Below are 11,917 nucleotides of genomic sequence, written 5' to 3'. Positions count from 1 at the left end.
AAGCCAATGGCGTCCATATTAGTAGTAGGTGCAGATCATTTGGGGAACATGCCTGAGCAGCTTGCCCATATCGGATTTGATGAAGTTATGCATATGTCTGGCCGTAAATGCCAGATGGTTCGCAAAGGAATTCCAGATAAAGTCGATGCAGTGCTTGTGCTCACCGATTATATCAATCATAACCTGACTAAGGTCATCAAGCAGCAAGCCAAAGACCAAGAGCTTCCGATCTATTATGCCAAAAGATCCTGGTGCTCCGTACAAAAAGCATTATGCTCCTGCGAGCATGTTTGCGAGATGATGAAAACCAAGCAGTAGGGCATCGTTATTTTCCATACTAAAAGCCCAAGCAGGCCCTTTGCGGGTCCGATCTTGGACATGTAGTTGAAACGATGGTTTATTGAAGATTCGGCTTAGGAGCGATAAAGTTCGTCCGTGAACTGTTCTTGGAGGCTCCGAGTGTCTTGTCTGCTGCTTCTGCATACGTTTTATCTTTGTACACAACAGCCGCTTCTCGTAAATAGGAAGCGAATTCGGATTCATTCTCCGCTTTAATTTGTTCACGCTCCCATGGTTTTCCGTTAAAATAAGGCACCAAAAATTGATACGCCTGATGAATACTCTTACCATCCGTTGTTGCATAATTCCAAGCATCGAACCCGACTTTACTCCCGTAAATGGCAAGCATAGAGAAGGCTTCCAGGTTAAATACAGGGTAGTGAAAGGAACGGGTTCTACTCATTTCCAAGGGCATGCTGCCGTCCGGCTGAATTTGTCCAGCCACTCGTTTGGGTAACGTCTCGCGCAAATAGGCTGCCGCAGCATCCTTATCTCCGCTAAATATCATAAGCCCCGTATAAATTGCGTCATACCATGTGCCGTGATTGTTTTTGGCTGCCTTTTCCTCTAAGGCCAGTTTGTTTACCTTCAGCCATCCTACATATTCCTTGACCCAGCTTTTGTAAGCTGCCGTATCGTTCTGCGACCAATTTGGAGAGCCTGCCAGCAGGGCTACCGCATCGGAGGTCGTCAAAAAATGCCGCGAATCGAGAACGCCCTCCTTGCGTCCATCGGTCCGTCCGGGCACGCTTTGTCCAAAATTCATGTTCGGGTTCATCTTGGTCTCTGCATCTAGAAACCAGGTGCGCAGCAGCTTCGCCGCGCGTTCACCGTAAGGCTCATTGCCCGTCAAGTAATAGGCGAGCGCCAATGTCTCTACGGAGGATGCCATGTTGCCGAGGCTTGTTGCATCGTATTTGTTTGTTCCCCGTTCGGGATTCGTTTGCCCGTCCTTCTGGATGTAAGGCTTGCCATCAGGTTTGGCGGGATCAGGCCACCAGTAAGGCGCCATGCTCATGTAGTCGTGTTTATTGCCGCTTGGAGGAGTGCTTTGTTTATTCACAACGGAAAAGGGTCCTGTCTTCAAGGCCGCATCCGCTTCTCTGCGCAGTTGGCTAATAGCTGCTTGAAACTCGGCAGCATTATTGGATTTCACTTTGCTCCGAATATCCTTTAAGACGGAGGCATTCATAATGAGGGTATCCAGTTCGATTGTCTCCTTCTGTGTGGTCTCCACTTTTGTCGCCGTAGCAGGCGGAGAAGCGGGAGGGCTGCTTTGTACAGCAGCTGCCGGCTTGGGTTGCGAGCTTGTGTCCGGTTGAGATGAGCAGCCTGGAAGTGCAGTTGCGGCCAGAGTGACTCCGGACATTATGGCGATCATGAATTTGCGTCCCATCAGGCACGTTCCCTTCGTCAATTTGTACTATTCCATTATAAGGGAACGATTTGGAAACAACATGGCGCGGATACACTTTTATTTGTTTTAATTTCAGTTTTGTAGATCGAAATGTAAAAAAGAGCATACCGCTGAAAAAAACGGTTCTCAGCTTATAAAAGAGACATGTATGCGGTTTATCGGCTATGTTCAGTGTTTGTCAAAATATATAACATGAAATTATGATTACTCTCATGAACGTTACATATGTGTAATGTAACATTACATAATACTAACTTGTGGGAGGAATTCACTATGATGCTCAAATCCAGCTCAGTCATGCTCAAAGTATGTTTAACCTCGGGATTGCTGCTATCCTCGCTGTTATCTCCTGTTTCTGTAGTTCCTTTAGCCTCTAAAGTGCTGGCAGCAGAGAATGTGCAAGCGCCAGCCGCTGCGCTTCCCAAAGTGAAGGTTATCGGTACCGGCGGTACTATATCAGGCAAGTCGCAAGACGAAACGAGCTTCCAAAACTACAAGGCAGGTACTCTTCTGATTCAGGATATGGTCGATGCCTTACCGAATAAAGATAAAATAGCGGAGGTCACGACCTCCCAGTTCGGCAACTCGGGCTCATCAGCATACTCCATGCAGGATTTGTATGACTTATCCCTGCAAGTCGATGAAGCACTGAAGGAACAAGACGGTGTGGTTGTGACTACTGGGACGGATACAATGGAGGAAATCGCGTATTTCCTTGATCTAACGGTACAAAGTCCTAAACCGGTCGTTGTAACCGGCTCGATGAGACCTTGGACTGTAATCGGCAGCGATGCCCAGGCAAACTTATATAATGCGATTAAACTTGCGGGCAGTGGAAAAACCAAATACTTTGGAACGGTGCTTATGTTGAATGACACGATCCACGCGGCAAGGGAAGTAACGAAAACGAACGACTACCGCACGGATACTTTCGAATCGCCTCAGCTTGGCATGTTCGGGTTTATTGACGAGAGCAATATCCGTATTTACCGAGCTCCGGCAAGGAGCTTCAAGCCGGTGGACGAATGGGCGACTCCATTTGATTTGACCAAAATTAAGAAGGAGGATTTGCCTAAGGTAGAGATCGCTGTATCCTATCAAGGGGCAGGAGGAGAAGCGATTCAGGGATTTGTTGACGGTGGCGCTGAAGGTATTGTAACGGCAGGTACCGGTGCTGGTGGTATTTCCAAGGCGATGAGTGAAGCCCGCCAAAAGGCGATTGAGGAGAAGGGCGTTATGTTCGTGACGACAACCCGTACTGGTTCCGGAAGCATTTACTCCGGAAGCAAGGGAGTTATTGCGGGGGATAATCTGAACCCTCAACACGCGCGCATCATGCTGCTGGTTAGCTTGGCTTTCTCCAAAGACTTCGATACGGTTAAGGGCTGGTTTGATAAGTATGGCGCTCCTCAAGTCGATCTAACAAGCAAATAAGACCCCAAAAAAAGATCACTCCGTCGTATGAATGGCGGGGTGATCTTTTTCGTTAGAGCTGCTAAGGAGCGAATGGCTACACATACATTGCGCGTAACGGACGAATCGAAAGCTTAAGCTCAGCCGTTATTAATGGACCTCTCGGCTCTTACGAAAGCAATGAACCGTCTGGCTTCTTCAGGTGTAAGCTTCTCTCCATCGATTGTCAGTGCGAACTTCTCCATAATCTTTTCATTGGAGAGCTCGAGGGCATCGACAAACTCACGCACGTCTTCATCGAGGACGCGGTGAGGATCATCTGTCCTTCCTATCAAGTAATCGATAGATACATTAAATAGATTGGCTATACTCGCGATGGTGTCATAATCCGGCTCTCTCCGGTTGTTCTCATAGTGTGATAGAGAAGCTCTGGTTATGCCGAGCTTGGTGGAAAGCCCCTCTTGGGTCAGGGAATGTTTTTCTCGAAGTGATGCGATCCGCTCCCCGTATTTCATATCATATACCTCCAGTTAATACGACCATAGTTGATGGATTCGGTATTTTTAATGCTTATAATCACGCATGTTGTTAGCAGGCCGTTGAAAGGCTTACGGTCCTATTGACATTGATACAAAATGTATCGTATGTTAATGATAATATATTCCATTTACTAGACTAAATAAGGTTAGGCTCAGTGATGATCAAGCCTTGATGAGGTTCAGCCGCTTTATGTTTTAAAGTACAAAATGTATCGCAATACGTTTATTTTACCCAAAAAACCGAAGGTTGGGAAGATGCCATGTGAACGAAAAACAAAACGAAAGCAAGCAAATTGTTTTGAGGAATGTACTGGGTTCCATGGAATGCCGATTCTCTATTAGCAAAGTGGATGGTAGACCAGTCCAAACGAACTATGCGCTTGTACATGTAACAAATCTGGACTCACGGGAAATTCACTTCACCTCTCCGCTGCTGTTGCCTGTTACGAGGCAAATGACGTTGACATTTAAACTGCTGCTTGCTGATACTCTCATTCATTTTCGAGGAAACCGGATTAAAAGGAAGTATACTGGGTCCGACTACCATTATGAGGTCGAACATGAAATGGATAGCATGGAAAGAGCGTTATTTCTTTCAACAATTAACCACATCATGGGGGAATCTCATTTCGTAACGAATAGAGCCCTTGCGAGCTACTCTTCTTTTTACTCCTACGACCATTGTATCCCGAACCATTATTTTCAAACCTAGGTCACTGCTTCTAGAAACCGACTTTTCCGCTCCTTGCTTGTTGAGCTTGTCGTGATTTGGTTCTATTAACTGGCGCAAGGTGTTGATGCGAGAGTGGTGATACAAATAGTATCAAGCTTTCAAGCTTGTTTTAAAGAGGATTGCAGGCGGTTACAAATGATGTATCGTCACCTCGCTTCTCACCAGAAACCGAATGTTGATACCGGTTTGGCCTATTCCTTTGGAAATATAATATGTTCCATAGTCGTGTTGATGGAGCCCTTTATAAATGCCTTTGGCAGGGAGTTCGCCCATAGGTCTCAGCTTATAAAAGTAGGGAATGCCGAACTGCTTGCCGTGCAGATGACCGGCCATTAAGTAATCGTAGTGATGGCGGATTTTTAATACCACGTTAGGATCGTGTGTAATGATGACGCGTGGTGCTTGAGTATCGGTCATACGAAACGACTGATGGGTGTTGCTTCTACCAGTGTGATGATCGTCAATGCCTACCAAATGAAACTCGGGCAGGCGAATGGATTCATTGCGGAGTAATGTTATGCCACGATACCGGATGAGCCGGATAAGACGGGTTACCTTGCGCTGTTGGTAATCGTGGTTACCAAGTACGGCGTATGTAGGAATTTGATGTCTTTCTAGCATTTGCAAATAGCTGTCCAAGCGAAGCAGGCAGGACTCCTGTTTGGTGAAGTCACCCGTAATGAAAATGTAATCGGGTCTTTCGCGAATAATCAGCTTCGATAATGCCGATGGGGAAATGCGCAGTCGCTCAACATGCATATCGCTAATCTGAAGTATAGTTCTATTGACACCAATGGGATGCCGGATTCGCTCTACTTTTAGCCATTGGGTTGGTAATATGAACAGAGCATACACTAGTCCGAGAATAAGGATGAAGGCAGCAGCGTACAGCAATACGGTTTCCCCCTTGAGCCGATATGGATCATCGTACAACAAAACTTAATAAAAGTGTATGTTTAAGTTGAGATGTACATGCTATGGACGATAACTTAGGCCAGTTCAGTTTAGTCATATAAAAATATATTTAAGTAAACATTTTTTTATGGAATTCGACACAATCTCCTTTGACAAGATACATAACGTATCATACAGTGGATAAGGAAGCTATTTACTGTCATAGAAAGAGCCATAACCATATGGAGTAGAGAAGGAGTGCTATATAATGAGCAGCAGCAACACGCAGCAGGAGAAGAAGAACGTGGATGTATTGAGAATCTTGGCGCAGTTGAACATTGATGCGAGCAAGCTCGCGTCATTCGGTACTCATGGTCCCGGTACGCAGCCCCCAACTCCTGGTTCTTCCTGCTAAAAGCCCCTTATATCCTTAGATGATACCTCTCTTTTTACATACAACTCCCTGCCATCCTCTTGTACAGACCAGACCAATCCCGAGCTTCGCAGCAGCCCCAAGCGATCCTTCCCTGGTCGAGCATTGTCCATACATTCCCATCCGTACCGGGATGCAAAGCTCTTTTTCATGCATTTATGGGGATGATGAATGACGGCAGCTTTTCATACTAAAGTCGCTGACGACAATTATTTTCAATGAACTTATCTAGGACCTCTTGACTGGAGGCCCTTTTTTGTTTATATTGATACAAAATGTATCAATATTCGACTGCACTATGTATATAGTCGCATCACTGATATAGGACTTCAGGAAATCGCCTTAAGGGTCACAGAACGAGTAAACCATACTTTGGAGGGATAAGGATGAAAGTACTAATTACAGGTGGCGCAGGCTTTATAGGGTCCCATACGGTGGATTGCGCTATTCAAGCAGGCTTGGAAGTGGTTGTTGTCGATAATTTGAGTACAGGACGGGAGACGAATCTCCATCCGGATTGCAAGCTGTATCGAATGGATGTGGCCAGTACAGAGCTGAGAGACATTTTTGAGCTGGAGAAGCCGGACTATTGCATTCACTTGGCGGAAAAAACGGATTTGAATGAAGCGATGGTCGTTCGGGGATTAAGTCCTAATTTGCGGGGATTGATATATTTATTGGACCTATGCAAAGAGTTTTCCATTAAAAAGCTGGTTTACGGATCGTCTGCTGAAGTATACGGAAGCTCCGAGCCTAGTCCGGTTGATGAGACGGCTCCTTGCGCTCCGCTATCCACCACGGGAATGTCCAAGCTGGCGCCTGAAGAATACATTAAGCTGTACGGAGCGCTATACGGACTCAACTATACGATCCTAAGGTATGCGAATGTGTATGGGTGCCGGCAAAAACGATATGGCAGCGGAGGCGTTATTTCGGCATTCATGGAAACGTATGTTAGCGGGGAGAGGCCTGTCATCCACAGCAAAGGACTTCAATGCAGAGATTTTGTTTATGTGTCGGATGTAGCAGCCGCTAATGTCGAAGCGCTAAGCCTTGGCAGCAGTGATACCTATAACATAGGAACGGGAAAGGCTACGTCCATACTTGATTTGTTTGATACCATGAATGAGATGACGAATCAAAAAATAAAGCCGGTTTTCGTAACGGCCCGTCCGGAGGATCACCTGCACGTTTGCGTTTCCTACCAAAAAGCAGAGAAGGATTGGGGCTGGAAACCGAAAATTCATTTGCGCGAGGGCTTGACTCAGCTTATTGGGGATTTTATGTATCAGAGGTTTATGGATAAGATCAATGGGGTGAAGGAAATCACTCCGGAACCGATTCCTACCAGCATACTGATTCGCCGTATGGCAGTGAAGAAGGCGGCACGCAGGCTGCAAACCACCTCCTAAAAGTGCGGATTAGGTGAGATTTGAACCCCTTACTAAAGATTTATTTATAATAGCTTATTCGACAAAATGATCGGTGTTTTTAACGAAAAGACTCCCAGTAAGCGACACCTTTTTTTGAACATCTCCGATATAATACTAGACATTGAAAGTCTATGAGACGAGATGGAGTGTGGGTTGCAAATGGAAGAAATGAAGAAAAGCGTGGATATCGCGACCATCCTAAATCAACTCGATATCCCCAAGGAAAAGTATCAACAATGGCTAGCTCTTCAAACAGCGGTTAACGAACCGATCAAGTCCCAATACATGGATATCGATAAACCGCTGTATTCTTATTTATATAGGGAAATGGGCATGATGGAGTACAGCAAGTAGCCGTACTTCATCCATTGGGTCCTAGGTAGGGAGAGAACGCTCCGATCGGATAAAGGCGATGAAGCTTTGAGATTCCTCGTACGTCAGTTCTCTTCCGTCGATGGTCAGTATGAATTTGTCCATAATCGCTTCGTCCGAAAGCTCAAGATAGTTAATAAATTCATCTGTGTAGTCCATATGGCTGCCTGGATTTTCCGTGCGGCCCATCAAATAATCTATCGATACTCCGAAGATATCGGCAATTTTTTGGATCGTTTCGTAATCCGGTTCTCTTCTATTATTCTCATAATGGGAAAGAGCGGAACGGGTTATCCCCACTTTATACGCAAGCTCTTCCTGGGTCATGTACCCTTTGCTCCGCAGTTTGGCTATTCGCTGCCCGTATCTCATAGAGCATCCTTCCACCTTTGCTGTTATAAATCGGCTGTCTTTTATATCTTCCTGCTCACCAAGCAAGCTATATAGTTGGCTAAACTGTTCGTAAGTACCTGTTTTATTTCAAAGGGTATGCAGCAAAAATGAGAACTTCGACCCATAAAGGACTGAAGGTATAACTGCCTTACAATGCGGCAAGAGAGCCACGCAGTTATAGACAAATCTTCGCTTCGGGTGATATGATGGCACTGGACAATCAAATACGGAATGAAATAGGTGCTGGATGAAGTTAGGCTTCATTCGGCTTAAAAGGGAAGCCGGTGTAAAACCGGCACGGACCCGCCACTGTAAAGAGTGCCTTTCTGTATAAGAAAGGCTTGTTATGCCGATATAATTGCCACTGGGACAACGTAGTGTGTCCTGGGAAGGTAATCGGATGACGAAGCTCCAAGTCAGGAGACCTGCCTAATTTCAAAACACTGTTGACCTACGTGGATTTAGGGAGGTGTTAGAGATCGGCTTACTTATTGAATGGAAGATGGCATATGCTAGCGCAGTGCCATTGGATATCGTTGAGAGCGCGGGCTGTAAGAGCATTTCTAACACTTTCTGTAGGAATGCTCTTTTTGTGTTGCTTAGAAATAATGAATCAAGCATGGGTAGCTAAAATAACCATTATTTATATAGGAAGGAAAGGATGTGCGGCGAATGGCGGGCAAACTGTTGATCATCGGCTTCGGACCGGGAAGCTTTGAGCATATTACGAAACGGGCACGGGAAGCCATTGAGGAAAGTGAAGTCATTATCGGCTACAACACGTATGTGGATCTCATCCGGGGACTGTTGACCGATCAGGAAATCGTGCGGACGGGAATGACGGAGGAAGTGAGTCGTGCTCAGGAGGCTGTGCGTCAAGCGGAGGCTGGGAAAAAGGTAGCGGTTATTTCAAGTGGCGACGCGGGCGTATACGGGATGGCGGGACTAGTGTACGAGGTTCTAATGGAGAAAGGCTGGCGCCGCAACGGAGGCGTTGAAGTCGAGATTATCCCAGGTATTTCGGCGATTAACTCTTCGGCTTCACTGCTCGGCGCTCCAGTTATGCATGATGCGTGTACGATCAGCCTAAGTGACCATCTGACCCCATGGGAGTTAATTGCCAAGCGGGTTGAGGCGGCTGCGCAGGCCGATTTTGTTATTGCGCTGTACAATCCGCGCAGTGGGAGACGAACCCGGCAAATTGTGGAGACCCAGCGCATATTGTTAAAGTATCGTTCTCCGGAAACGCCGGTCGGTATTGTGAAAAGCGCTTATCGTGACCGTCAGCATGTGGTGCTGACAAACCTGCGCGACATGCTGGATCATGAGATCGGCATGCTGACCACGGTTATTATCGGCAATGCGTCGACAACGATCTACGATGGACTGATGATTACACCGCGCGGGTATCAGCGCAAGTACACGCTAGGCGCCGACGTGCAGCCGCTCAAGCCGCATCAGCGGCTGCAGGAAGCGGCAGAGCCTTGGGCGCTGCAGCAGTGGGACGAGGAAGCGGATGCCGACGACGAGGACTGGGCTTGGGAAGACGATGACCTCTCGGATGCAAGAAGGGGATCGGAGCAGGCGGCAGGGACGCAGCTTGAGTCAGTGCCTGTGGGCGGAGGCGTGAGTGGCACGGCTCTGGCCGTCAGTGCCGTGAGTGTGGCGGAACGTGAAGAGCCGAGCAGCAGTGTTGGTGCAGGATCGCCGTTTATGCTGGCAATGGAGGCATTGAAGCTTTCCGATCTTAGCCGAGGTGTGGTCACGGAGTCGAGCGGAGCGCCAGTAACGGCAGGGTTGTTTCGACAGCAGGCGATCTTTGAGCTGGCCGTAAGTCCGGGTGTGGCGGAGAAGCGCTTTACCGCCAAACAGATGCTTACGTTAGCCGAGGTTGTCGGCGATAAAGGGTCGATGGAATATACGCCCCATCACCAAATGATTGTACGGGTGCCAACGTCCAATCCGGATGAAATCACATCGAAGCTGCGGCAGGAAGGCTTCTTGCTGGCACCGATCGGAGATGTGGCGCAGTTGAAGGCGTGCGATTTTTGCAATGCGGAGAAAGCGGATGCGATTCCGTATGCGGAGGAGCTGCAGAAGCGTATCGGAGGAATCAATGTGCCGAAGGAGCTGCGAATCGGCTTGAACGGCTGCGGAATGGCTTGCTACGGGGCCGTGCATGAAGATATTGGCATCGTATACCGCAAGGAGAAGTTTGATTTGTTCCTGGGCGGCAAGACGGTAGGACGTAATGCTCATCCTGGGCAGCCGGTTGCGGAAGGCATTGAACCGGATCGACTAGTGGAAACGATAGAACGGATAGTGCAGCGGTATATTTCGGAAGGACATCCGAATGAGCGATTTCATAAATTTTTTAAGCGAATAAAAGAAATTGAAGGTTATAAGCACCAAGAGCTGCCTGTTTTCAAAATTGAAGATGCGGTTTGCGGAGATTAAGCTTAAAAGAAGATAGGGAGGGTACAATGATGAATGCTGTTTTGTTTGTCGGCCACGGCAGTAAGGATGCGGAAGGCAATGAGGAGGTACGGGAATTCGTCCGTTCCATTGCTTCAAAGATGGACCAGCCGATAGTGGAAACCTGTTTTTTGGAATTTGAACGGCCTACAATTGCACAAGGCATTGAGCAGTGTGTACAGCAGGGGGCTACACAGATTGCGGTAGTGCCTATCACATTATTTTCGGCGGGGCATGCGAAAATTCATATTCCTGCTGCGATCGACGAAGCGAAGCTGCGGTATCCATCCGTTCGTTTCAATTATGGACGACCGATTGGAGTACACGAGCAGGTACTGGACATTCTTGCATCCAGATTGGAAGCGGCTGGTACGGGTAGCGGGACGGCTGCAGAATCAGAGCTGGAGCAAACGGCCGTGCTTGTCGTAGGACGAGGCAGCAGCGATGCCGATGCTAACAGCGATTTATTTAAAATCTCTCGGCTGTTCTGGGAAAAGCTGAAAGTGAAATGGGTGGAAACAGCCTTTATCGGGGTTACGGCTCCATTGGTTGATGAAGGCATAGAACGCTGTATCAAGCTCGGAGCGCGTAAAATCGTAATCCTGCCTTATTTCTTATTTACAGGCGTATTGATGAAGAGGATGGAGCAGATGCTTCTTCAGTTTTCGGAGAAATATCCTGAGCAGCAGTTTATATTGGCAGATTATTTCGGGTTCCATCCGAATTTGCAGCTTATTTTACGAGAGCGGGCGTTGGAGGCCGTACAGGGCGAGACCAAGATGAACTGCGATATGTGCCAATACCGATTGGCGGCTATGGAGCATATTGATCATCACCATCATCACGATGATGACGATCACCACCACCATCATCATGGGCACGATCACCACCATCACCACGATCACGATCATCAGCATGTACATAATCATGAACATAACCACGACCATCATGATCACAAACATGAACATGACCACGATCATGACCACGACCACCACCATCATGATCACGATGACAAGCAGGTCGTGAAGAGCGGGAAAGCTTCCCGTTCCATAGGGGATTAAGCTAACGATCATCCCATTAGAAGGAGGCGCAAATCATGATATTGGTTATGGCAGGAACGAGTGATGCGCGAGAGCTTGCAGTAAACATTCGGGAGTCGGGCTATTCGTTGTTGACGACCGTCGTCACGGACAGTGCGGCCAAGTCAATGGAGGATGCAGGCCTCCCCGTATTGACCGGAAGGCTTACGGCTGAGGCATTGGTTGCCTTGGTGCAGGAGCGCGGAATTCGTACTATCGTCGATGCGACGCATCCGTTCGCGGAGGAGGCGTCGAAGAACGCTATAGCGGCTTCGCAGGAAGCCGGCGTGCCTTATATCCGCTATGAACGGGGGCGGATCGCAATCGATCAGAACCCGCTTATCACCTTCGCGGATGACTATGAGCAGGCGGCGGAGCTGGCTGCAGAGCGGCAGGG

The 11,917-nt window shown here is 47.7% G+C and carries 13 protein-coding genes and 1 riboswitch; of the genes, 9 read left to right on the top strand and 4 right to left on the bottom strand.

Going from position 1 to position 11,917, the window contains the following annotated elements; genetic code table 11:
• The first annotated feature begins 6 nt into the window (after positions 1-6).
• Positions 7-318: a DUF2325 domain-containing protein gene (locus BP97_RS0130275; RefSeq protein WP_028552456.1), complete on the top strand. Its 312-nt coding sequence runs from the start codon at positions 7-9 to the stop codon at positions 316-318.
• Between the two features lie 79 nt (positions 319-397).
• On the opposite strand, the gene BP97_RS37945 is transcribed toward BP97_RS0130275, so the two are convergent.
• The gene (locus tag BP97_RS37945; protein ID WP_197035565.1) at positions 398-1,720 is read right to left on the bottom strand and encodes an alginate lyase family protein; all 1,323 of its coding nucleotides are present in this window, start codon (positions 1,718-1,720) and stop codon (positions 398-400) included.
• Positions 1,721-2,032: 312 nt separating this feature from the next.
• Between BP97_RS37945 and BP97_RS0130265 the strand changes: the two genes are divergently transcribed.
• The gene (locus BP97_RS0130265) at positions 2,033-3,190 is read left to right on the top strand and encodes an asparaginase (RefSeq protein WP_028552455.1); all 1,158 of its coding nucleotides are present in this window, start codon (positions 2,033-2,035) and stop codon (positions 3,188-3,190) included.
• 119 nt (positions 3,191-3,309) lie between these two features.
• Here the strand turns inward: BP97_RS0130265 and BP97_RS0130260 are convergent, their stop codons facing one another.
• On the bottom strand, positions 3,310-3,684 hold the full coding sequence (locus BP97_RS0130260; protein ID WP_028552454.1) for a helix-turn-helix domain-containing protein: 375 nt from the start codon (positions 3,682-3,684) through the stop codon (positions 3,310-3,312).
• A 286-nt stretch (positions 3,685-3,970) separates the two neighbouring features.
• Here BP97_RS0130260 and BP97_RS0130255 point away from each other — a divergent pair, with 286 nt between their 5' ends.
• Positions 3,971-4,420, top strand: coding sequence for a hypothetical protein (locus BP97_RS0130255; RefSeq protein WP_028552453.1), 450 nt, complete (start codon positions 3,971-3,973; stop codon positions 4,418-4,420).
• Between the two features lie 150 nt (positions 4,421-4,570).
• Here the strand turns inward: BP97_RS0130255 and BP97_RS0130250 are convergent, their stop codons facing one another.
• Positions 4,571-5,335, bottom strand: a complete 765-nt coding sequence (locus tag BP97_RS0130250) for a metallophosphoesterase (RefSeq protein ID WP_051621062.1) — start codon at positions 5,333-5,335, stop codon at positions 4,571-4,573.
• 268 nt (positions 5,336-5,603) lie between these two features.
• Here BP97_RS0130250 and BP97_RS40435 point away from each other — a divergent pair, with 268 nt between their 5' ends.
• The 3 genes from BP97_RS40435 to BP97_RS0130230 all read left to right on the top strand — a co-directional run bounded on the left by BP97_RS40435 (position 5,604) and on the right by BP97_RS0130230 (position 7,555).
• Positions 5,604-5,750, top strand: a complete 147-nt coding sequence (locus tag BP97_RS40435) for a hypothetical protein (RefSeq protein WP_156043420.1) — start codon at positions 5,604-5,606, stop codon at positions 5,748-5,750.
• 404 nt (positions 5,751-6,154) lie between these two features.
• Positions 6,155-7,180, top strand: a complete 1,026-nt coding sequence (locus BP97_RS37940; protein WP_051621061.1) for an NAD-dependent epimerase/dehydratase family protein — start codon at positions 6,155-6,157, stop codon at positions 7,178-7,180.
• Between the two features lie 180 nt (positions 7,181-7,360).
• Entirely contained in the window at positions 7,361-7,555 is a 195-nt protein-coding gene (locus BP97_RS0130230; RefSeq protein WP_028552451.1) for a hypothetical protein, read from the top strand.
• Positions 7,556-7,576: 21 nt separating this feature from the next.
• Here BP97_RS0130230 and BP97_RS0130225 read toward each other — a convergent pair whose 3' ends face one another.
• Complete coding sequence (locus BP97_RS0130225) at positions 7,577-7,945, bottom strand: helix-turn-helix domain-containing protein (RefSeq protein WP_028552450.1); 369 nt, start codon at positions 7,943-7,945, stop codon at positions 7,577-7,579.
• A 242-nt stretch (positions 7,946-8,187) separates the two neighbouring features.
• Positions 8,188-8,413: riboswitch (cobalamin riboswitch) on the top strand.
• Positions 8,414-8,638: 225 nt separating this feature from the next.
• Here BP97_RS0130225 and cobJ point away from each other — a divergent pair.
• The 3 genes from cobJ to BP97_RS0130210 form a co-directional block, all read left to right on the top strand.
• Complete coding sequence (gene cobJ / locus BP97_RS0130220) at positions 8,639-10,423, top strand: precorrin-3B C(17)-methyltransferase (protein WP_028552449.1); 1,785 nt, start codon at positions 8,639-8,641, stop codon at positions 10,421-10,423.
• Between the two features lie 29 nt (positions 10,424-10,452).
• Positions 10,453-11,502 carry a sirohydrochlorin chelatase gene (locus BP97_RS0130215; RefSeq protein ID WP_028552448.1) on the top strand — a complete coding sequence of 350 codons (1,050 nt, stop codon included), beginning with the start codon at positions 10,453-10,455 and terminating at the stop codon, positions 11,500-11,502.
• A 35-nt stretch (positions 11,503-11,537) separates the two neighbouring features.
• Positions 11,538-11,917, top strand: a 380-nt coding sequence (locus tag BP97_RS0130210; RefSeq protein WP_028552457.1) for a precorrin-6A/cobalt-precorrin-6A reductase, incomplete at its 3' end; no start/stop codon positions are given.

This window comes from Paenibacillus sp. UNC451MF, assembly GCF_000686845.1.
In the GTDB taxonomy this organism is placed as follows: domain Bacteria; phylum Bacillota; class Bacilli; order Paenibacillales; family NBRC-103111; genus Paenibacillus_S.
Note: the sequence above shows the minus strand (reverse complement) of the source record. Positions and strands in the feature narration are given on the sequence as shown.